The sequence below is a fragment of the Romboutsia sp. LXY-2 genome (genome assembly GCF_056171995.1).
The window spans coordinates 65615-87017 of the sequence record NZ_JBKFGI010000014.1 but is presented as its reverse complement, the minus strand read 5'-3'; the positions used below and the strand labels follow the sequence as shown (position 1 = coordinate 87017).

20 protein-coding genes are annotated in these 21403 nt (G+C 28.6%); 18 read left to right on the top strand and 2 right to left on the bottom strand.

What is annotated here, in order from left to right; genetic code table 11:
• Positions 1-118 precede the first annotated feature (118 nt).
• The 4 genes from ACI48P_RS18545 to phnX all read left to right on the top strand — a co-directional run bounded on the left by ACI48P_RS18545 (position 119) and on the right by phnX (position 5586).
• Positions 119-871: an ABC transporter ATP-binding protein gene (locus ACI48P_RS18545; RefSeq protein WP_475218497.1), complete on the top strand. Its 753-nt coding sequence runs from the start codon at positions 119-121 to the stop codon at positions 869-871.
• Positions 864-3527, top strand: a complete 2664-nt coding sequence (locus tag ACI48P_RS18540; protein WP_475218495.1) for an extracellular solute-binding protein — start codon at positions 864-866, stop codon at positions 3525-3527. The genes ACI48P_RS18545 and ACI48P_RS18540 overlap by 8 nt, the downstream gene beginning before the upstream one ends.
• Positions 3528-3601: 74 nt before the next feature.
• Positions 3602-4723 carry a 2-aminoethylphosphonate--pyruvate transaminase gene (phnW, locus tag ACI48P_RS18535; RefSeq protein ID WP_475218493.1) on the top strand — a complete coding sequence of 374 codons (1122 nt, stop codon included), beginning with the start codon at positions 3602-3604 and terminating at the stop codon, positions 4721-4723.
• A gap of 86 nt (positions 4724-4809) precedes the next feature.
• Complete coding sequence (gene phnX / locus ACI48P_RS18530; RefSeq protein ID WP_475218491.1) at positions 4810-5586, top strand: phosphonoacetaldehyde hydrolase; 777 nt, start codon at positions 4810-4812, stop codon at positions 5584-5586.
• A gap of 195 nt (positions 5587-5781) precedes the next feature.
• Here phnX and ACI48P_RS18525 read toward each other — a convergent pair whose 3' ends face one another.
• A complete protein-coding gene (locus ACI48P_RS18525; RefSeq protein ID WP_475218490.1) occupies positions 5782-7128 on the bottom strand; it encodes an MATE family efflux transporter in 1347 nt (448 codons plus the stop codon).
• A 100-nt stretch (positions 7129-7228) separates the two neighbouring features.
• Here ACI48P_RS18525 and ACI48P_RS18520 point away from each other — a divergent pair, with 100 nt between their 5' ends.
• Complete coding sequence (locus ACI48P_RS18520) at positions 7229-8053, top strand: MerR family transcriptional regulator (RefSeq protein WP_475218488.1); 825 nt, start codon at positions 7229-7231, stop codon at positions 8051-8053.
• A 196-nt stretch (positions 8054-8249) separates the two neighbouring features.
• Complete coding sequence (locus ACI48P_RS18515) at positions 8250-10010, top strand: hypothetical protein (protein WP_475218486.1); 1761 nt, start codon at positions 8250-8252, stop codon at positions 10008-10010.
• A 131-nt stretch (positions 10011-10141) separates the two neighbouring features.
• On the opposite strand, the gene ACI48P_RS18510 is transcribed toward ACI48P_RS18515, so the two are convergent.
• Complete coding sequence (locus tag ACI48P_RS18510; RefSeq protein WP_475218484.1) at positions 10142-10936, bottom strand: M55 family metallopeptidase; 795 nt, start codon at positions 10934-10936, stop codon at positions 10142-10144.
• 629 nt (positions 10937-11565) lie between these two features.
• Here ACI48P_RS18510 and ACI48P_RS18505 point away from each other — a divergent pair.
• From ACI48P_RS18505 to ACI48P_RS18450, 12 genes are all read left to right on the top strand, one after another.
• Positions 11566-12258 carry a GntR family transcriptional regulator gene (locus ACI48P_RS18505; protein WP_475218482.1) on the top strand — a complete coding sequence of 231 codons (693 nt, stop codon included), beginning with the start codon at positions 11566-11568 and terminating at the stop codon, positions 12256-12258.
• A gap of 231 nt (positions 12259-12489) precedes the next feature.
• Positions 12490-12801 (top strand): PTS sugar transporter subunit IIB, encoded by a 312-nt coding sequence (locus tag ACI48P_RS18500; protein ID WP_475218480.1) that lies wholly within the window; start codon positions 12490-12492, stop codon positions 12799-12801.
• A 21-nt stretch (positions 12802-12822) separates the two neighbouring features.
• Positions 12823-14136 carry a PTS sugar transporter subunit IIC gene (locus tag ACI48P_RS18495; RefSeq protein WP_475218478.1) on the top strand — a complete coding sequence of 438 codons (1314 nt, stop codon included), beginning with the start codon at positions 12823-12825 and terminating at the stop codon, positions 14134-14136.
• A 298-nt stretch (positions 14137-14434) separates the two neighbouring features.
• Positions 14435-15745 carry a 6-phospho-beta-glucosidase gene (locus tag ACI48P_RS18490; protein ID WP_475218476.1) on the top strand — a complete coding sequence of 437 codons (1311 nt, stop codon included), beginning with the start codon at positions 14435-14437 and terminating at the stop codon, positions 15743-15745.
• Between the two features lie 8 nt (positions 15746-15753).
• Complete coding sequence (locus tag ACI48P_RS18485) at positions 15754-16479, top strand: carbohydrate deacetylase (protein WP_475218474.1); 726 nt, start codon at positions 15754-15756, stop codon at positions 16477-16479.
• Positions 16480-16491: 12 nt separating this feature from the next.
• On the top strand, positions 16492-16809 hold the full coding sequence (locus ACI48P_RS18480) for a PTS lactose/cellobiose transporter subunit IIA (protein ID WP_475218472.1): 318 nt from the start codon (positions 16492-16494) through the stop codon (positions 16807-16809).
• Positions 16810-17069: 260 nt separating this feature from the next.
• Complete coding sequence (locus ACI48P_RS18475; protein WP_475218470.1) at positions 17070-17381, top strand: hypothetical protein; 312 nt, start codon at positions 17070-17072, stop codon at positions 17379-17381.
• 37 nt (positions 17382-17418) lie between these two features.
• Positions 17419-17676, top strand: a complete 258-nt coding sequence (locus ACI48P_RS18470; protein ID WP_475218468.1) for a hypothetical protein — start codon at positions 17419-17421, stop codon at positions 17674-17676.
• Between the two features lie 361 nt (positions 17677-18037).
• A complete protein-coding gene (locus ACI48P_RS18465; RefSeq protein ID WP_475218466.1) occupies positions 18038-18670 on the top strand; it encodes an HAD family hydrolase in 633 nt (210 codons plus the stop codon).
• Positions 18671-19693 (top strand): ROK family protein, encoded by a 1023-nt coding sequence (locus ACI48P_RS18460; RefSeq protein ID WP_475218464.1) that lies wholly within the window; start codon positions 18671-18673, stop codon positions 19691-19693.
• Positions 19694-19970: 277 nt separating this feature from the next.
• On the top strand, positions 19971-20813 hold the full coding sequence (gene licT / locus ACI48P_RS18455) for a BglG family transcription antiterminator LicT (protein ID WP_475218462.1): 843 nt from the start codon (positions 19971-19973) through the stop codon (positions 20811-20813).
• 27 nt (positions 20814-20840) lie between these two features.
• Complete coding sequence (locus ACI48P_RS18450; RefSeq protein ID WP_475218460.1) at positions 20841-21338, top strand: PTS sugar transporter subunit IIA; 498 nt, start codon at positions 20841-20843, stop codon at positions 21336-21338.
• Positions 21339-21403: the final 65 nt, after the last annotated feature.

Below are 21403 nucleotides of genomic sequence, written 5' to 3'. Positions count from 1 at the left end.
TGTAGTAAAACTACATGATGTAGTTTTTTTTTAACAATTTATTAACTTCTAGTTAATCAAAAGCAGTTTTGCAAATGTTAAGATTAAATTGTTAAAACAACCAAAAGGAGATGAGCTAATGTTAAAGCTTAATAATATAAAGAAAAATTTCGATAACGCAGAAATATTAAAAGGAATCAGCATAGATGTAGAAGATGGAGAAATAGTTTCAATACTTGGGCCAAGTGGTAGTGGAAAAACTACACTATTAAATATAATACTTGGAATAACAGATTGTAGTGAAGGAAACATAATATTTAATCAAAAAGATATTACTGAAGTATCAATGGAGAAAAGAGGTTTTAATATAGTTTTTCAAGACTACGCACTTTTCCCAAACCTAGATGCTTATAGCAATATAACTTACGGCTTGAAAAATAAACCGAATATATCAACTAATGAAGAAGTAGATGAGCTGATAGAACTTTTAGGTTTATCTAAGCACATAGATAAAAAAATAGACCAACTATCAGGTGGACAAAAACAAAGAGTAGCATTAGCTAGAACCTTAGTAATGAAGCCAAAAATATTATTACTAGATGAGCCACTTAGTGCATTAGATGGAGTAATAAAGGAATCTATAAAAGAAAGAATTAAAAAAATAGCTAAAGAATACAACCTTACAATAATAATAGTAACTCATGATCCAGAAGAAGCATTAACTTTATCTGACAAGGTACTTATCTTAAATGAAGGAGTAGTTTCTCAATATTCTACACCACAAGAAATAATTGAAAAACCTAAAAATGATTTTATAAAAAAATTCATACTAAATCAGTTAAATATAAAAAGAAATAATATCTACTCATTATATGGAGGAAATCATGTTTAAAGAAAATAAGGAGAGTAAAGTAATATTTTCGGTAGTAAGTTTAATATTTATAGGATTTTTACTACTGCCAACAGTAATACTTTTATCTAAGTCATTTGAAAGTGATGGTGGTATTAGTCTTATAAATTATAAAAATATGCTTATGAGTGACACTTTTATTAGTTCTCTAAAAAATAGTGTTTTAGTATCAACATGTACAGCATTTTTATCTACTATTATAGCTTTTGTACTTGCTTATACCATCAATAACACAAATACCAATAATAACATAAAGTCATTTATAAAAAATATAACTACACTTCCAATGTTATTACCAACTATAACTTACGGATTTGCCATAATATATTCTTTTGGAAAGCAAGGATTAATAACAAAAATAATAGGATTTGAGCTATTTGAGATATATGGATTCTTTGGATTGTTATTAGGATACATAATATATACTTTGCCAATTTCATTTCTATTAATAAATAATACTTTTAAGTATATAGATAAAAAATATATGGTGGTATCAAGGGTAATGGGTGATAAGCCTATAAAAACTTTTTATACTACAATATTCAAACCACTAATAGGTACGTTAGTAGGTGCATTTATTCAGTCTTTCTTCTTAAGCTTTACTGATTTTGGAATACCAGCATCTGTAGGAGGAAATTTTAATGTAGTATCAACTACTTTATATACAGAAATGTTAGGTTCGATACCAAACTTCAATAATGGAGCAGTAATAGCGATGGTAATGCTTATACCATCAGCACTTGGAGTATTTGCACTAACATACTTAGAAAAGCATAACTTTAGATACAATAATGTTTCAGAAATAGAAATACCAAAAAATAAATTCAGAGACATAACATTTACATCAATATCTTTATTAACAGTATTAAGTATAATATCAATATTTGCAGTAATATTCATAGTACCTTTTATTACTAGATGGCCTTATGATATGAGTTTTACTTTTGATAATATCAAAAACATACTACAAACATCACCACTTAATAAAATATATATCAATTCACTGTTAATAGCATTATTAACAGCAGTATTTGGGACAATAATAGCTTATGGTTCAGCACTTATAACATGTAGAGGAAATGTAAATAAAAATATTAAATTAATAATAGATTCAATAGCTCTTATTACAAATACAATACCAGGAATGGTAGTAGGGATTGCATTTTTACTTACTTTTAGCGGAACAAGTATACAAAATACATTTGTGATATTAATAATATGTAACATTGTACACTTTTTCTCAACACCTTACCTAATGATGAAAAACTCTTTAAGTAAGTTAAATGGATCTTTTGAGACTACAGCTAAGTTATTAGGAGATAGTTATATAAAAACCGTAGTAAGAATAGTAACTCCGAATATAAAGCCAACTCTATATGAAATAATAAGTTATTATTTTGTACATTCAATGGTAACTATTAGTGCAGTAATATTCTTAACTAGTGCGAAGACAATGGTACTAACTACTAAAATAAAAGAACTTCAGCACTATGCAAAGTTTGATGAGATATTTGTATTATCAATATTAATATTCTTAACAAATATAGTAGTAAAAACAGCTTGTAACTTATTAGCAAACAAAGAAGAGATAAAAGAGAAATTAAATAACATTATTAAAGGGGAGAAGAGAGAGAATATGAAGTTTAAATCAAAATTTGTAACGGGAGCAATATTATTATTAACAGTTGCTGGAATAACTGTTGGATGCTCTTCAAAAAAATCTGAGGAAGTAATAATTTACTCAAATGCAGATGAAGAAGTAGTAACAGCAATGACTAACGCCCTTGATAACAATGGATATAACGGAAAATATATAATACAGTCATTTGGAACATCTGAATTAGGTGGAAAGCTTTTAGCAGAAGGAAAAAATATAGAAGCAGATTTAATAACTATGAGTTCTTATTATGTAGATACCGCTCAAGAAAAAAATAATATGTTTGTAGACTTAGGATTTGATACTAATACAATAGATGAATTTGCAGATTATCAAACACCAGTCACAGCACTTCAAGGAGCTTTAATAGTAAATACAGAGTTACTTAAAGAAAAAAATCTTGAAGCACCAAGTAGTTTAAAAGATTTAGGCGATGAAAAGTATGCGGGGCTAATATCAATACCTGATATAACTGGTTCATCTACAGGATGGTTATTAATACAAGGACTAATGAGTGAATACTCAGAAGAAGAAGCTAAAGAAATTATGACTAAAATAATAAAAAATGCTGGACCACATCTTGAATCTTCAGGATCTGCACCTATAAAGAAAGTTAGGGCTGGAGAAGTAGCAGTTGCATTTGGTCTTAGACATCAAGCAGTAAAAGATAAAAAAGATGGATTACCAATAGATTATATAGACCCAGTAGAAGGAAACTTCCAGCTGGCAGAATCAGTAGCAGTAGTAGATAAGGAATATGATGAAAAAGAAAAACTAGCTAAAGAAATGGCTGAATGCATAATAAAAAATGCTAGAGAAGAAATAGTTGATACTTATCAAAATGTTTTATATGAAGGAGAAGAGCTAGATTCATCAGTAGCAGCAAAATATCCAAAAGCATATAAAGAACCTTTAACAGTAGCATTATTAGAGAAGCATAAAGACTTTTCAGAAGCATGTAAAAATAATAAAAATATATAAACATTAAAAAATAATATAAAAAATAGATAATAATCAAATAAAAATATAAATTTTAAATTATTAGGAGATTGAAAATGAAAAATTATAAATTATTAACACCAGGACCATTAACTACTACAGACAGCGTAAAAAGAGAAATGTTATTTGACCATTGTACATGGGATGATGATTATAAATGTATAACACAAAAAATAAGAAATCAAATATTAGATTTAGCTCATGCAAGTGAAGATAAATATACAACAGTTCTTATGCAAGGAAGTGGAACTTTTGGAGTAGAGTCAGTAATTTCAAGTGTTATAGGTAAAGAAGATAAGTGTTTATTTATAGAAAATGGGGCTTATGGAGAAAGAATGGTATCTATTGCAAACTACCACAACATAAAGACTGTAGCTATAGAGCAAGAATATAACTTATTGCCAAGCTTAGAATTAATAGAAGAAACCTTAAAAAATGATAATGAAATAACTCATGTTATGATGGTCCACTGTGAGACTACAACAGGAATATTGAATGATATAAAATCAGTAGGAAAGTTGGCTAAGAAATACTCAAAAGTATTTATGGTAGATGCTATGAGTAGTTTCGGAGGTATAGATATAGATGTAAATGAATGTGAAATAGACTTCTTAATAAGTAGTTCTAACAAGTGTATTCAAGGTGTTCCAGGGTTCTCATTTATAATAGCTAATAAAGAATTACTTATAAATAGTAAAGGTAAAGCTAGAAGTTTATCTTTAGACTTATATGATCAATGGATAGGTATGGACAAGGATGGAAAGTGGAGATTTACATCACCAACTCATGTAGTATTAGCGTTTTCTAAAGCACTGGATGAATTAGAAGAAGAAGGCGGAGTATTAGCAAGATACAATAGATATTCAAATAATAACAAGTTATTAAGGAAGAGAATGGCTGAAATAGGTATAAACTCATACTTAGAAGACGAAATTCAATCTCCAATAATAACAACATTTGTATATGACAACAACGAATTTACATTTAGAGAAATGTATGACTATATAAAAGAAAGAGGATTTGCTATATATCCTGGAAAGTTAACTAAGGTAGAAACTTTCAGACTAGGAAATATAGGAGAAATTTATGAAGAAGATATAAATAATCTTTGTGATATATTTGAAGCTTTTTTCAATGAAATGACAGCTTGTAAAGAAATAGCTTGTGATATTAAGTAGTAATAGTAAGTGAATCCAAAAATAATTATAAATATAACGATATAAAATAGATATTTTAAATAATAAAATTGGAGGGAGATATTAATATGAGAAATATAGAAGCGGTAATATTTGATTGGGCTGGTACTACAGTAGATTATGGGTGTTTTGCTCCTGTTAGGGCATTTATGGAAGTATTTGAAGAGTATGGAATAAGCCCAACTATAGATGAAACAAGAGAACCAATGGGGATGTTAAAATGGGATCATATAAAAACTATGATGTCTATGCCAAGAATAAATGCTTTATGGAATGAAAAATATAATAGAAATTTTAATGATAAAGATATTGACGAAATGCATGATAAATTCTCAGATAAGCTTATGTCAATACTTCATAATTATGGAGAACCTAAGCCGTATGTAGTTGAAACAATAGCAAAGCTTAGAGATAAAGGAATAAAGATAGGTTCAACAACAGGATATACTGATGATATGATGGCTATAGTTACAAAAGCTGCTAAAGAACAAGGTTATGAACCAGATTGTTGGTTTAGTCCAACATCAACAAACAATATTGGAAGACCTTATCCATTTATGGTATTCAAAAATCTAGAGGAATTAAAAATATCTTCAATAAGCAATGTTATTAAGGTTGGAGATACTATATCAGATATATTAGAAGGAAAAAATGCAGGTGTAGTTACTGTAGGTATAATAGAAGGGAGTTCAGAAATGGCTCTTAATGAAGAAGAATATAGTGCACTTAGTGCTAAAGAAAAAGCTACAAGAGATGAAGAAATAGCTAATAGATACAAAAATGCAGGCGCAGATTTTGTAATAAGAGATATGAGAGAGCTAGTTAACTTAATAGAAAGCTTATAATATATAGTACATAACATGTAATAATAGATAAAAACTAATATTAGCAATAGTTTTAATAAAATCCAACTTATTAACTTCTATAAAATAATCCCCTTATTTTAGATAATTATGAAATAAGGGGATTATATATATTTAATATAATACTGTAAAAATACTATATGAAGGACAAAATTTTATAGAATAAAGAAAAGAAATCTAGGCTATTTCTAAAGATTCATACTGATTATTATTTAAATCTTCTTTTCTTTTATTAAGCATAAACTTAGCCATTATGAAGACTATAAGCTCTGATGCAAAAGTAGCAAACCAAATACCTTTACCTCCAAATATTAGGATCATTGTCGCTAAGCTTAATAGTATTATTACAAGACCTCTACCTAAAGATATAAAAGTAGCAAATCCAGGTTTTTCTGTAGAAACACAGAACCCAGAAACTATAATATTATATCCTAATAATAAAAATGCAAAGGAAGAAATTCTAAGTGTATTAACTGTGTAATTAAATAGCTCTATATTTGTTTTATCAATAAATATAGTAGTAATTGGCTTAGCAAATGCTATAACTACAAAGAAAGCAATCAATGAAGATTTTTTTATAGCACTTAAACTCATCTTTAATAAATCAAACACAGAGTCATAATCTCCACCACCATAGTAGAAGCTGCATATTGGTTGTAAACCTTGAGAAACACCTAACATTGTAGATAATACTAAAGTATTAATATAGCAAATTACACTATAGCTAACTAAAGCATCTTCTCCAATAAATCTTAAAATACTTTGGTTAAATAAAAGCACAACTACACCTAAGCTAGCTTCTGTCATACAATCAGGTACGCCTATTGATATTGCCCTTTTTACAAATCCAAAGTCGAACTTAAACTTACAGAAATGAAGCTTTCCCTTTTTACTTAAAAAATGAACTAAGAAAAATGTTATTGAGAATACTCTAGCAATTCCAGTTGCAAGAGCAGCTCCTTCAACACCCCAGTTCAATTTCAGTACAAATATGTAATCTAGTACTATATTTGTTATTGCTGATATAACAACACCTATAGTAGAAAGGTGAGGATAACCATCACATTTTATTAGTAATTCTAGACCATAAGATAATAAATAGCATGGTATAAATAGAATTATAATTCCTAAATATCCTTTAACATATTGCAGTGTTGCAGGTGTAGCACCTAAAAATAAACATAATTTGTCAAGATTAATCAATGATAATGCAATCATTATTATAGAAATAACTAATAATACTACATTGTTTAAAGTAAAGTATTCACTTGCCTTTTTTACATCTCCCTTACCTAAAGTCATAGATACTATAGTAGATGCACCTGTTGAGAAAAGTACTGATAAAGCAAATAAAGTATTTATAAATGGCATAGATATATTTACACCAGCTAGTGCCTCGGGACCAACACCCCTACTAACAAATGCACCATCTACCATCGAATATAATGAAAATACCCACATTGATGCTACTGAAGGTATTACATATTGTTTGAATTTTGATTTTAAATTAATTGTATTTTCCATAGTTTCCCTCCTGTTCTTCCTAGATGAATATAAACTATGGTATAATACTCAAGTCAATAACTTTATTTTAATAAAAATTTATAAATGAAGAGGTTGGGTTATGAAGAGAAAATATTACAAAACAGGAGAGCTTTCAAAAATATACAAATTAGGAAGAGATTCATTAAAATACTATGAAAAACTGGGACTTTTGAATCCTTCAAGAGATACAAATACATATAGAATGTACACGATAAAAGATATATGTAATCTAAATCTTATAAAAGAGCTTAGAAGTCTTGATTTTTCAATGCAAAAGATAAAAGAATACTTAAAAGATAGAAATATAAATACAACTAAAAAAATGCTACAAGAAGAGTTAAATCTTATAGATCAAAAGCTAGAGGCATTATTAATTCATAAAGATAGTATAAATAGAAGATTAAACTCTATTAATAACACTCTAGAACACACTAATTTCAACAGAATAGAGCTATTGTACATGAGTAAAAGAAAAGCAATAGCAACAAAGACTAGTGAAGAATTTAGTGAAAATGTTGATTATCTAATACAAAGATTGAATGACAAGCTAGAAGATAATTTTTATGTGGTAGGAAACAGTAACTTTGGCGGAATAATAGACCCTAGAGGTATGGAAAAAGGCATATATAATAATTACAAGTCTGTACTTTGTTTTGTGGAAGAAGATGCTACAAATTACAACTTAGTTTTAGATGAAGGATACTATGTAACCTACACTTACAAAGGTGATTATAAGCAGGCAAGCACAGTAATTCCAATGATGTACAAGTTTATTGAAGGTAATAATTATACTGTACTTGGAGACCCTATAGAGATTTATAAAATAGATATTTACGAAACCGAAGTAGAAGCTGAGTATGTTACTCAGGTTCAGATACCAATAAAGCTATTAATAGATATTTAAAGTACAAAAATAAACTTTATAAATAGAAAATTCTAGTGTTTTCCCTAAGTAAAGTTAATAAAAGTTTGTTCTGATAAGATAAAAGTGGGTATTATAACCTTAAAGAATATTAGAGTTTTAGTTGCAAATAATATATAAAAGTAATTTAAACTTAAAAAACAGCTTAATTAAAGTTATTAAAAGAGGAATAGTTATTATGATTAAAGAGAAAAGAAGAATAATTATAGATTTTGAGGTTTTATCAAAAGGTGGATTTTGGATGTGTTGTATGAAAGATTACAAGACACAAAGAGAGCACACTATAATAAATGATAGAGATGAACTTTTAAGAGTATACAATAAAAATAAAGACTCAGTATGGTTGGGATATAATATAAGAGGATATGATCAATGGATATTAAAAGCTATAATAGCAGGATTAAATCCTTGTGAGGTATCAGACAAACTTATTGAAAGAAATATGTCACCATGGCAAATAGATAGAAATATGAACAAGATACCTTTATTTATATTTGAAATAAGTGACACTTACAGAAGTTTAAAAGAGCTTGAACTATTTATGGGTGAAGATATTAAAGAAAGTACGGTACCTTTTGACCTAGATAGATACCCTAATAAAGAAGAAATAGAAGAATTAACTACTTATTGTTTACATGATGTCAGAATGACTTATAAAGTATTTGAAGAAGTCTACTATAGATATGAAGCACAATTAGGTCTTATAGAATACTTTGATTTAGATGATAGTATGTTTAATAAGACTGAAGCTCAGCTAAGTGCATATATTTTAGGAGCGAAGAAACCAAGCTATGACAGAGATGATACTAAAGATTTTGAAATTATAGATAGCTTAAAATTAAGCAAATATAATAATATTAAGCAGTGGTATGAAGACTATAATAATAGAGATTTTAAAAATTACCTCAGAGTTAATATATTTGGAGTAGAGACAGATTTTGGATGGGGAGGACTTCACTCTGCTAGGAAAAAATATAAAGCAGAAGACTTTATTGTAAACTCTGATGTAAGTTCATTTTATCCATCAATAATGATAGAATACAACTTACTAAGTAGAAATGTAAAAGATCCATCTAAATTTAAACAAATTAGAGATACTAGATTTGAATTAAAGAGAGAGAAAAATCCTATAGAAAAATCTTTAAAGCTTGTGCTTAACAGTACTTATGGTGCTTGTCTTGATGCTAATAATGATCTTTATGATCCAAGGCAAGGTATTGCTATATGTGTAAATGGACAATTATTACTACTAGATCTTATAGAAAAAGTGGAGCTAGAATTTGGTGATAGAGCAGAGTTTATACAAGGAAATACAGACGGTGTTATGTTTAAGTTCAGTAGTAAAGAAGATGTAGATAAATACCTAGAGATTTGTGATAAATGGTGTGAAAGAACAAAAATGGAACTTGAACATGATTTTATAAAAAAAATAATACAAAAAGATGTAAATAACTATGTATTTATAAAAGAAGATGGACAAGTTAAAAGTAAGGGTGCTTATGTTAAAAAGTTAAGCTTAATAGACAATGATTTACCTATTGTAAATAAAGCTTTAAAAGAAAAGTTAATTAAGGATATTGATATTGAAACAACAATTAATAACGCTAATGATCTTATAGATTTTCAAAAATGTGTAAAGATAACGGGTAAATATTCTCATGCAGTTCATGGAAGTGAGGAGCTAAAACTAAAGGTGGTTAGAGTATTTGCAAGTAAGTTAGCTAGTGATAGTGCAATAATGAAAATTAAAAATGACAATAAGTTTGAAAAGATTAGTTATACTCCGGATAGAGTGTTTATTGATAATGGTAATGTTCTAGATAAAAAGATACCTGATAAACTTGATAAAGATTGGTATATATCCTTAGCAAAGGAAAGGCTAGATAGTTTTTTGCCAGAAGATACTTTTACATTGTTTGATTACTTTGATAGTTTATAGAATTATGATAATGAAAAAATAAAGAAGACATTCTATCTTATATAAGAGTGTCTTCTTATTTTTGTTTATTTAAAAAGTTAGTATATATTAATAGACTATCACTAGTATCTGCTTGGATTAATCATGTTCTATTATATAAATAGTAGCATTCTTAAAAATTCATAGTAGTCAGTTGTAACAAATTTTATAATTTGAGAGTCAATTTGCTCAACACCAGGATAGAAAGACGCAAAATAAGCTTCTTTATGTTGTTTAAATTTAATTTCAATTTCAAATTCTTTAGGTAAAGAAATTATATGTCTAGATAAATCTCCAGACAATGCTTCTTTAACACCTTCTTCTATTTTTTTTATAGCTAGATTAGGATGAATAGATATAGAAGCTTCACCAATACCTTTAGATACACCGACCGTTACAATATTAGGGAAAAGCTCTTTGGCATCATTACATACCTTTTCATCACCACTTATAAAAGCAACAGGAGTATCATAATAAATAGAAGTATAAGCATTTATCATAAATTCTGTGGCAATACGACCATTGATTTTTATGTAGTCATAAGTAGTACTCATAGTATGAGATAGTGGGCTTTCGTTGTGCGAACCGCCACAGTGATATCCAATATATAAGCTAGCATCAAACTTTTCATCTATACCAGCCATCATTATAAGTGGATTTTTAGTCCAACCTCTAATTATTTTTGCATTTTCAGGCAATAAAGAAGGTATTATACTTCTTGCACTATCATGAGCGTCTTTTATTAAAATATCATTAGAAGATAGAGCATTTGCTCCAATACAAGCAGCATTTACTTCTTTGGTCATTTGTTCTTTGAAGTAAGAAGATGACGGACTATGTAAATGTGTCTCTTCCCAATCAACTATTCCGCATACCCCTTCAATATCAGCACTTATGTATATTTTCATATAGCATTACCCCCGTATTTATAATAATTATAGTTACTTAGATTAAAATCTCTTTATGTTAATTGTATTACATCTATTTATATAATAGTTATGTAATATTAATTAGTAGTGTATTAATTATTTATATTAAATTATTTAAGTAAAAAGTAGGACATCAAAAACATAGATGTCCTACTATATGTCAACGAGTGATTCTGTAGAACCCCATATAAATCCAAATTTTGAATAAATATGGCTTTAGTATGAAATTCAACATAATCATCTTCGGAAAAGATGACTACAATGTTTTTATCAACATTGAAGTCTTTAGCATATTGTTTTATAAATTTTTTAAAGAGCAAGTATTAATTTTATAAGATAAACTTTAGATGTATGGCATGTCTTGCTAATTAATTTTATAATATGCTTGTTTGATTATTTGGTTACTAAAATAATAATAAGATTAGAATAATAAAAAACATTATATAATGAAATGATTTTTGATATGATATAAGGTTGATTTATTATTGTAATTAATATAATGTATATGTATAGACATTTAAAATTAAAATGTATAGTTCAATAAATGAAAAAATCAATTATTTAAATAAATTATTATTTTCAAAGGAGTGTAGAAGATGGGGCAACCGATGTACAAAATAATAGAGGCATATGTAAAGGGATTAATAGACTCGGGTAAGCTAAATGAAGGTGACTTAATACCATCAGAAAAGATGTTAAGTGAAGAATTTAATGTAACTAGAATGACTGTTAGATCTGCTTTAAGTAATTTAGTTCAAGAAGGCTATATTACAAGAAGAAGAGGTATCGGTAGTATAGTTTTGGGAAGAAATATATATGACAATATATCTGCAGTAAGTGGATTTACTGAAGAGATGGAACGCAAAAATCAAGAAGTTTCAAATATATTAGTAAGTCTTAAGGTTTTAGAGGCGGACGAAGAATTGGCTAAATACCTTAACTTAAGCCTTGGCGAAAATGTATGGGAGATAGAAAGAATAAGGCTAGCAGATAAAAAAAGAGTGTCTTATATGGTGACTTATATGCCTGTAAAATTATTCCCAAACCTTACAAAAAGCCATTGTGAGGGGTCTTTATATAAGTTTATAGAAGAAACTTGTGGACATAAAATAATATCTTCTGATAGAGAAGTTGAAGCTGTTGTATCTACAGAAGAAATAGAGGAACATTTAAGTTTAAAGAAAAAAGAACCTTTATTATATATAAGACAGGTTAGTAAATTAGATAATAATGAGATATTTGAATACTCTCACACTTATCATTATAGATATACTTTAACATTAAGTGCACTTTCACAATAAATTTGAAAAAAAAAATAAAAAATCAAAAACGTTTTCTTGAAATGTCTATACATTTGCTATATAATATACTTAATAAAGCAAATGTATAGACATTTTGTATATATGTATACTTTCGATAGAAGAGAAAACGTAATCATAAAGTAGTTTATTAGGAAATAGGTTAAAAGATAAATGTATATACAAATATGGCTAATGTAAAAAATAAAACATATTAATTGGAGGAATAAAAAAATGATGAGAATAATGTTAGCTTGTTCAGCAGGTATGTCAACAAGTTTATTAGTAACAAAAATGCAAGCAGCAGCGAAGGAAGCAGGAATAGAAGCAGAAATATGGGCAATATCAGAAGCTAATATAGACAAAGAAGTAGCAAATTGTGATGTTATATTACTTGGACCACAAGTGAGATTTGTATTAAACAGAGCTCAGGAAATAGCTAAACCTTACAATGTACCAGTAGAAGTAATAAATATGATGCAATATGGAAGATGTGACGGTAAAGCAGTTTTAGAAAGAGCGATAGAAATAATAAATTCAAAATAATTAAAACAGGGGGAAGAAATTATGGAAAAATTTATGGCTTTCATGGAACGTTACTTAGTTCCAGTTGCAGCAAAGTTTGGAGCACAAAGACATCTAGTAGCAGTTAGAGATGGTTTCGTTGGAATGATACCAATAGCAATGATAGGAGCATTTGGTTCTCTTTTAAAGAACTTACCTTTTGATCCTTATCAAAACTTCTTAGCAAACACTACAATAGGGGGACATATAGCAACACTAGGAGGGAACTTATGGTGGGGATCTCTAGCATTAATGTCTCTATTCTTAGTAGTATCAGTTGCATATGCACTTGCTAATTCTTATAATGCAAATGCATTACAAGCAGGTCTTATAGCGTTATGTTCATTCTTAATACTAAGTCCTCAAACTATGAGTATAGTATCAGAGGGTGGAGAAGCGATAGTTGGTTGGGGAGCTATTCCTTGGACATATGTTTCTACAAATGGATTGTTTACAGCAATGGTAGTTGGTTTAGTATCTACAGAATTATTTGTTAAGTTATCTAATGTTTCTGGTTTAACAATAAAAATGCCAGACAGTGTACCACCAGCAGTTTCGAGATCATTTGCAAAGTTACTGCCAGGTTTATTTACAATAACAATAATGGCTATAATTGGAATAATAGTTGCAACACTTTCAGATGGTAAATTCATAAATGATTTATTACAAACTTACTTAGCTAAGCCTTTAACAGGTGTAGCCGATTCATTAGGTGGGGCAATATTCGTTGCAATATTCGTTCACGTATTATGGATATTTGGTTTACATGGTGCTAATATAGCATTACCAGTAATAGAGCCGATATTATTAGAACTTGGTGGAAAAAATGCTGAGTTAGCTGCGGCAGGAGCTACAGAAGGATACCATGTGTTTGCAGGAGCATTCCTAGATGCATTTGTATACTTAGGTGGATCAGGTATGATAATAGGTCTTGTTATAGCATTAATAATAGCAGGAAGAAGACGTAAAGATATGATAGCTTTAGGTGGACCTCCAGCTTTATTCAATATAAATGAGCCAATGATATTTGGTATGCCAATAGTATTAAACCCAATATATATGATACCTTTTGTATTAGCTCCAATAATATGTGTTATAACAGCATATTTAGCTATATCTTCAGGTTTAGTACCACCGGTAATAATGGCTAAAATACCTTGGATAACACCACCAGTATTTGGTGCAATAATGGCAACAGGAAGTATAAAAGGAGGAATATTAGCATTTGTTAATATAGTATTATCAGTACTAGTATACTTACCATTCGTTGCAGCAGATGAAAGAGCAGCGAAGAAACAATTACAAAAGAATGCATAATATTAATTTAATATAGAACAAATAATAGCCATTGGTGTATTTACCAATGGCTACTATTTTTAATACAAAGGGTAGATAGTAATTAGGAAAAATAAAAAAAGAACTGTAGAAAATGTTTTCTTGAAATGTATATACATTTGATATATAATATAAATAGATAAATAAATGTATATACATTTGAAGATAAGTATATACATTTTAGAAATTAGCTTGCAATTTAAAAACAAGCATGCATTTTATATGAAAGCATTACAAAATAAGTTCAATAAATATGCATTCGAATAGGATGGTGAATAATATGAAAAGCGGATTAAAAATAGTTACTATTGGAGGAGGATCTAGTTACACTCCAGAATTAGTAGAAGGATTTATAAAAAGACACAAAGAATTACCGGTAAAAGAACTATGGCTTGTAGATGTTGAAGAAGGAAAAGAAAAGTTAGAAATAGTTGGAAACTTAGCTAAAAGAATGGTTAAAAAATCAGGAATAGATATGGAGATTCATCTAACTTTAGATAGGAGAGAAGCTTTAGCTAATGCTGATTTCGTAACTACTCAATTTAGAGTTGGTCTTTTAGATGCAAGAATAAAAGATGAAAGTATACCATTATCACATGGTGTTATAGGTCAAGAAACTAATGGTGCTGGTGGTTTATTTAAAGCACTTCGTACTGTACCAGTAGTACTTGATATAATAAAAGATGTTGAAGAATTATGTCCGAATGCATGGATAGTAAACTTCACAAACCCAACAGGAATAATAACTGAAGCAGTATTTAGATATACAAATTTCAAGAGATATATAGGATTATGTAATGTACCAATAGGTGTTAGAAATGGAGTTGCTAAACTATTTGATGTTGAGCACGAAAGAGTGCACATGGACTTTGCAGGTTTAAACCACATGGTATACGGATTAAACGTAGCTTTAGATGGTAAAGATGTAACAAAAGAAGCTATAGACAAGTTCGTTGATTCGAAAATAAGTATGGAAAACATAAAGGCTATAGACTTTAACCCTGAGTTTATCAAGGCTCTTGGAGCTATACCATGTCCATACCATAGATACTACTATAAGACTAGTGAAATGTTAAAAGAAGAATTACACGAGTTTAGTAAAGGAAAAGCTAGAGGTCAAGTTGTTAAGGAATTAGAAGATCAATTATTCGAGCTTTACAAAGATGAGAATTTAGACATAAAGCCACCTCAATTAGAAAAAAGAGGGGGAGCATACTATAGTGATGCAGCATGTAACTTAATAAGTTCTATATATAATGATAAAAAAGATATTCAAGTAGTAAATACTTTAAATAATGGAGCTATAAGAAACTTTAGAGATGACCACGCTGTGGAGGTAAGTAGTGTTATAACTAAGGAAGGTCCAAAACCTTTATCTATAGGATACTTACCAGAAGCTACAGATGGATTAGTAAGCCAAATAAAATCATTTGAATTATTAGCTGCGAAAGCTGCGGTATTTGGTGATTATGAAAGTGCATTATTATCACTTTGTATAAATCCATTAATACCATCTGATGATTTAGCTAAGACTATATTAGATGAAATGATGGAAGCTCATAAAAAGTATTTACCTCAATTTAATAAGTAGGTGATAAAATGACTAAGTTAATTATAAACGCAGATGATTTTGGATATTGTGAAGCTGTAAATTACGGAATAATATCAGCTCACAAAGCAGGTGCAGTAAAATCTACTACAACGATGGCTAATATGCCTGGATTTGAACATGCAATGGAACTTCTAAAAGAAAATCAAGGACTAGGATGTGGTGTCCATATGACACTAAGTTGCTATAAACCAGTACTTACAAGCCATAAGACTATAGTAGATGAGAATGGAATGTTTTTTAGAAGAGTTACAAATGAAGCGATAGATACTATGGATTTAGATGAAATATATGAAGAGTTTTGTGCCCAAATTGATAAAGTTAAAGCTAACGCTACTATAACTCATCTTGATAGTCATCATCATGTTCATACTCTTGAAAAACTAAGACCTGTAATTGAAAAAATAATAAAAAAGTATGATTTACCTATTAGAGGTGGATTTGAATATGATTTAAATTACCCTAAAATAGTTCCTATGATAGATACATTTTACAACAATAACATAGAAGAAGATTATTTTGTGAAAAATGTAGATGAACTAAAGAAGTATGAGGTTGCTGATATAATGGCGCATCCTGCATATATTGATGATTTTGTTTTACAATCTACATCTTATTCAATAATGAGAACAAAAGAGCATAAAATATTGACATCAAAGGCCGTAATAGAATTTTTACAAGATAACTTTGAAATAAGTAATTACAGTAACTTATAGGGGGACAACAATATGGATGAAAAAATATTTGAAATATCTTTCGGGATAATCGGATTTGCAGGAGATGCAAAGAGTTTAGCTTTTGAAGCTATAAGTGAAGCTAAAAAAGGAAAGATAGAAGAAGCTAGAGCGAAGATTAAAGAATCTAAGGAAGTTATGGTTCAAGCTCATAGATTCCAAACAGAATTAATTCAAAATGAAGCTAGTGGAAATAAGACTGAAATGAGTGTTATATTAGTTCACGCTCAAGATCACCTTATGAATGCTATGAACTTCCAACAATTAGCTGAAGAGTTCATAGATTTATATGAAAGATTAGAAAATAAATAGATATATAAAGAACTGTTGCATGAACAATTTTTAATTGTTTTGTAGCAGTTCTTTTTACGTAGAAGATAGTTGTGATAGATCATAATCTATGTATAACTCATGCAACTATGTAATACTAATAAACTAATTGGAAGTAATGATAAATATTATACTTTGAAATTATTATTAAAGCTAATAAATTCTATTGTATTAATCATTAAAAGAATTTAAAATTATAGAATAAATGGATTTTAATTTAATATTATTAGGAGGACGTTTTAGTGAAGACTTTAGAAAAGAATAAAGGCAACACAGGAAAAAAGAATGATACATTTCTTCAAAAGGTTCTAAGATTTTTTAAGGGAGCAGTTATAGCAGTAGTAGCGTATTTAATGCTAGGAGTTTTATTTTCTGACTTTATAATGAATGAAGATTACTATGAATATACAAAAACTACTCAAGAGTTAAACGATTTACTTTATGAATTAGATGATATAAAAGCTAATGGTTTAGAAAAGAGAAAAGCTGAATTAGAAAAAGAGCTTAAAGAAGCTAAGCAAGCTTATGAAAAAGCATTAGAAGAGTCTAAATAGCAACTACTTAAAATAATTAGAAATAGGGAGATATAATATGAAATTTTTAGATACTATCAAAAAATTTGTTATAAACAATAAAATTGCCTTAATTTGCGGAGTTGGGCTGTTTGCTCTTGTTGCTTTTTATCCTGTAGACTATGCAAAAGAAGCAGCAGTATTTGAAGCTAAGATAGAAGAAGTACAAAAAGAAATAGATGAATTCAACAAGAATTTAGATGAAAATGAATTAAAAGATTTAGTAAATGAGATTGAAGCAATTAAAAAAGAAACAGAAGAAATTAAAAATAGATAATAGAAAAAGTTGTCTAAGGTAGAAAACCTTAGAAAATTTTTTCTATATTAAGGTATTATGACTTATCTGGTTTGTAGATAAGTTATAATACCAACCGCTTTAAACTTGAGCAAAGGGATGTGAAGTGGTTCGCAGACGTAGTCGCTCAAAGCTTGCCGAGCAGACGTTGGCGACATGAGCGAAGCGAATTTTTGTTTAAATAATTCGTTATTCTTGATTGAAAATTAGATATAGATGTGATAAAATACTTTTGAAAGAAACTTACAAAAGTATAAAGATAATAGTTAGGATGGTAAGTGTTTAGCAACTTGTAATCCATGCAGAATAATAAAAGAATTAGGTGAAAAGTAGGGAGATAAAAATGGCAAAAAAATATAAATGCATAATATTTGACTTAGATGGAACTGTACTAAACACGGAAAGAATGAATTTTATACCACTACAAAGGTTAATAAAAGAGGAAAAAGGTATAGACGTAGAATACGAAAGTTTATTAAAATACAAACCTTATGCTGGAAAGAAAACACTAGAACTTCTAGGTTTTGAAGAAATAGAAAACACATATGAAAAATGGGTTAGATACGTAAATGAATTTGAAGAAAGTGCATCACTATTCGAAGGATTTGATGAAGTAATAAAGACTTTACATGAAAATGGAATAATATGTGGAGTAGCAAGCTCAAAAATGAAAAAACAATATGAAATAGATTTTATACCAACAGGACTACACGAATATATGCAAAGTGTTGTTCTAGCAGAGGATACACAAAATCATAAGCCACATCCAGAACCATTATTAAAAGCTATAGAATTATTTGATGTAGAACCGGAAGAGTGCATATATATAGGTGATACTATATTAGATTTTAAATCTTCAAAATCAGCAGGTATGGATTTTGCTTTAGCAGTATGGGGTGCAGCTGATTTAACAGGAATAGAAGCTGATTACAATTTAAATCATCCTACAGATTTATTAAAGGAGTTAGGTCTATAAGTGAGCAATGTATCAGGAAAACCAAAAGAGCTAAAAAGGATTAATACTTCATTAATATTAAACTCTATTAAAAGTAGAAGCATCGCAACCAGAGCCGACATAGTAGAAGACACTAAAATAAGCCATACCACTGTAAGGGTTATATTAAGAGAGTTAATAGATAATGAAGAAATAATATCTATAGGTTTAGGAGATTCAAGTGGAGGAAGAAGAGCAGAACAATATATAATAAATTCTAATAAAAAGTGTGTATTAGTTTTATTATTAGAAAAATCAAAAGTGTATTATGAAGTAATAAATATACTTGGAGAAAGAATAGATAGTGGAAGTATAACCATTAAGGGGCTAGATGATAAAGAAACGGTCTTAAATTTAATAGACAATGTATGTGAATTACATGAAAATATCAAAAGCATAGGCCTTAGTGTGCCAGGTATTGTTACTGATAGAGGATATATATCAGGGTTAAAAGAAGAAAATTGGAAAGAAATAAATATTAAAGAGTGTATAGAAGAAAAAGTTGAATTACCAATAATATTAGAAAATGACTTAAATTTAGCAGCCTTAGGTTTTTACAATGAATACCAAGAAAATTATAATAAAAATAATATTAGTCTGGCATATCTAAATTTTACGACTTTAGGAGCTGGTGCAGGTATAATAGCCAATGGACAGCTTGTAAAAGGTGATAATAATTGTGCGGGTGAGATTGGGATATTGCCAATGAAAGATTCAACCCTTAATGAACTATTATTGAAAGAAATTGATGATTCAGATTATATAGATATTATTTTAGATACTATAAAAATAGTTACATGTATTTTTAATCCGGAGACTGTAGTTCTAGGTGGAAATAACTTTAAAGAGAATTTAGGGAAAGAAATAGTAAAAAAATATAATGAAGTTAGTAACATAAAGTCAAATATTTTAATAGAAACTAAGGACAAAAATCATATTTTAGAAGGAATAAAAGGAATAACTTTAAATACAATAAATAGTCAGGTGATTTTAATAAATACTTAGGTTAATAAATAAAAGTATTAAATTAATTAAATTAATTAAATTAAGTAATTTGAGTATATAGAAGCTAATTATAAAAAAAATAAATAAAGTACCCGTTGACAAATATAAGCATACTTATTATACTTATAAATATAAAACTGGATACCAAATTTATTTGGAGTGTTACTGATTAAGCAGGCAAAACCAAATTTCCTAAAGCATTATCCTTTAATGCTTTATGAAGTTTGGTTATTTTTAATTTATACACTATTTTTTAGAAAGAGGCATGATAATATTTATGAAAATTACAAAAGTGATTAATAATAATGTTGTTTGTGCTTGCAATACCGATAATAAAGAAGTTGTCGTCATGGGAAAAGGCATTGGTTTTAATGCAAGAGAAGGAACTATTGTAGATAAGAAAAAAGTAGAAAAAGTTTTCAAAATAGACAGTAAGTCTACTATAGATAAACTAAAGGATTTACTCGAAAAACTACCTATGGAGCATGTAAAAGTATCTTATGAAATTATTAGTTATGCAAAGCGAACGTTAGGAAAAAGATTAAATCAGAATATATATATTACATTAACTGACCATATCAGCTTTGCTGTACACAGATATGAAAATGGTATGCAATTTACAAATCCACTGTTATGGGAAATAAAGAAATTTTATAGAAGTGAATTCTTAATAGGAGAATATGCTGTTGAGTTAATTGAAAAAAAATTAGGCATAAAAATGGGTGAAGATGAAGCTGCAAGTATAGCTCTTCACATAGTAAATGCAGAGTACAACACGGATATGAATGACGCAATGAAAATTACTACTTTAGTTGGAGATATATTAACTATTGTAACTGATTTTTATCAAGCAGAGTTAGATCAAGATAGTCTACATTACTCAAGATTAATAACTCACTTAAAATTCTTATCACAAAGAGTTTTTATGAATGAATTATTACAAAACACTGAGGACATTTTAGTAGATGCAATAATACAGGCATACCCGAAAGAGTATGAGTGTAGCAAAAGAATAAAAAAGTATATTAAAGACAACTATGAAAAGGAAATTTCAAATGAAGAACTAGCGTACTTAACTGTACATATAAAGCGTGTTTCATCATTTGTTAATGAAAAATAGAAATCAAAATTGTTAGGAGAAAGTAGTATGTTTAAGAAATTAAAGGAAAAACTAGGAATGAAAGAAAATAAAGGAATCTTAATAGGTTCACCAATAGAAGGTGAAGCAGTTTCTATAAAAGAAGTAAATGACCCTACATTTTCACAAGAAATATTAGGTAAAGGTATTGCAATAAAGCCAAGTAAAGGAAGAGTAGTTGCACCAGTAGATGGAGAAATAGCTCTTATATTTGAAACTAAGCATGCTATATCTTTAGCTACAGAGCAAGGTGTAGAAATATTAATACACGTTGGATTAGATACAGTTAACTTAAAAGGAGAGCACTTCACAGCTCACGTTAAGGCAGGAGATAAAGTAAAAGCAGGAGACTTATTAGTTGAGTTTGATGCAGAAAAAATAAGAGAAGCAGGATACGATACAATAACACCAATGGTAATATGTAACACTGCTGATTTTGCAGAAATAAAAGAATCTAACTTAGGAAATGTTAAAGAATTAGATTCAGTTTTAGAAATAGTTAAATAATTAAAATATTAAATTATATGAATATAGCTTGTTTTTATAGTTTATTTTAGGATTTTTCCTTAAAT

What these genes read in the sequence shown, in the direction of transcription:
- ACI48P_RS18545 (WP_475218497.1), top strand. Translation starts at nt 119, where the DNA reads ATGTTAAAGCTTAATAATATAAAGAAAAATTTCGATAACGCAGAAATA.
- ACI48P_RS18540 (WP_475218495.1), top strand. Translation starts at nt 864, where the DNA reads ATGTTTAAAGAAAATAAGGAGAGTAAAGTAATATTTTCGGTAGTAAGT.
- phnW (WP_475218493.1), top strand. Translation starts at nt 3,602, where the DNA reads ATGAAAAATTATAAATTATTAACACCAGGACCATTAACTACTACAGAC.
- phnX (WP_475218491.1), top strand. Translation starts at nt 4,810, where the DNA reads ATGAGAAATATAGAAGCGGTAATATTTGATTGGGCTGGTACTACAGTA.
- ACI48P_RS18525 (WP_475218490.1), bottom strand. Translation starts at nt 7,128, where the DNA reads ATGGAAAATACAATTAATTTAAAATCAAAATTCAAACAATATGTAATA.
- ACI48P_RS18520 (WP_475218488.1), top strand. Translation starts at nt 7,229, where the DNA reads ATGAAGAGAAAATATTACAAAACAGGAGAGCTTTCAAAAATATACAAA.
- ACI48P_RS18515 (WP_475218486.1), top strand. Translation starts at nt 8,250, where the DNA reads ATGATTAAAGAGAAAAGAAGAATAATTATAGATTTTGAGGTTTTATCA.
- ACI48P_RS18510 (WP_475218484.1), bottom strand. Translation starts at nt 10,936, where the DNA reads ATGAAAATATACATAAGTGCTGATATTGAAGGGGTATGCGGAATAGTT.
- ACI48P_RS18505 (WP_475218482.1), top strand. Translation starts at nt 11,566, where the DNA reads ATGTACAAAATAATAGAGGCATATGTAAAGGGATTAATAGACTCGGGT.
- ACI48P_RS18500 (WP_475218480.1), top strand. Translation starts at nt 12,490, where the DNA reads ATGATGAGAATAATGTTAGCTTGTTCAGCAGGTATGTCAACAAGTTTA.
- ACI48P_RS18495 (WP_475218478.1), top strand. Translation starts at nt 12,823, where the DNA reads ATGGAAAAATTTATGGCTTTCATGGAACGTTACTTAGTTCCAGTTGCA.
- ACI48P_RS18490 (WP_475218476.1), top strand. Translation starts at nt 14,435, where the DNA reads ATGAAAAGCGGATTAAAAATAGTTACTATTGGAGGAGGATCTAGTTAC.
- ACI48P_RS18485 (WP_475218474.1), top strand. Translation starts at nt 15,754, where the DNA reads ATGACTAAGTTAATTATAAACGCAGATGATTTTGGATATTGTGAAGCT.
- ACI48P_RS18480 (WP_475218472.1), top strand. Translation starts at nt 16,492, where the DNA reads ATGGATGAAAAAATATTTGAAATATCTTTCGGGATAATCGGATTTGCA.
- ACI48P_RS18470 (WP_475218468.1), top strand. Translation starts at nt 17,419, where the DNA reads ATGAAATTTTTAGATACTATCAAAAAATTTGTTATAAACAATAAAATT.
- ACI48P_RS18465 (WP_475218466.1), top strand. Translation starts at nt 18,038, where the DNA reads ATGGCAAAAAAATATAAATGCATAATATTTGACTTAGATGGAACTGTA.
- licT (WP_475218462.1), top strand. Translation starts at nt 19,971, where the DNA reads ATGAAAATTACAAAAGTGATTAATAATAATGTTGTTTGTGCTTGCAAT.
- ACI48P_RS18450 (WP_475218460.1), top strand. Translation starts at nt 20,841, where the DNA reads ATGTTTAAGAAATTAAAGGAAAAACTAGGAATGAAAGAAAATAAAGGA.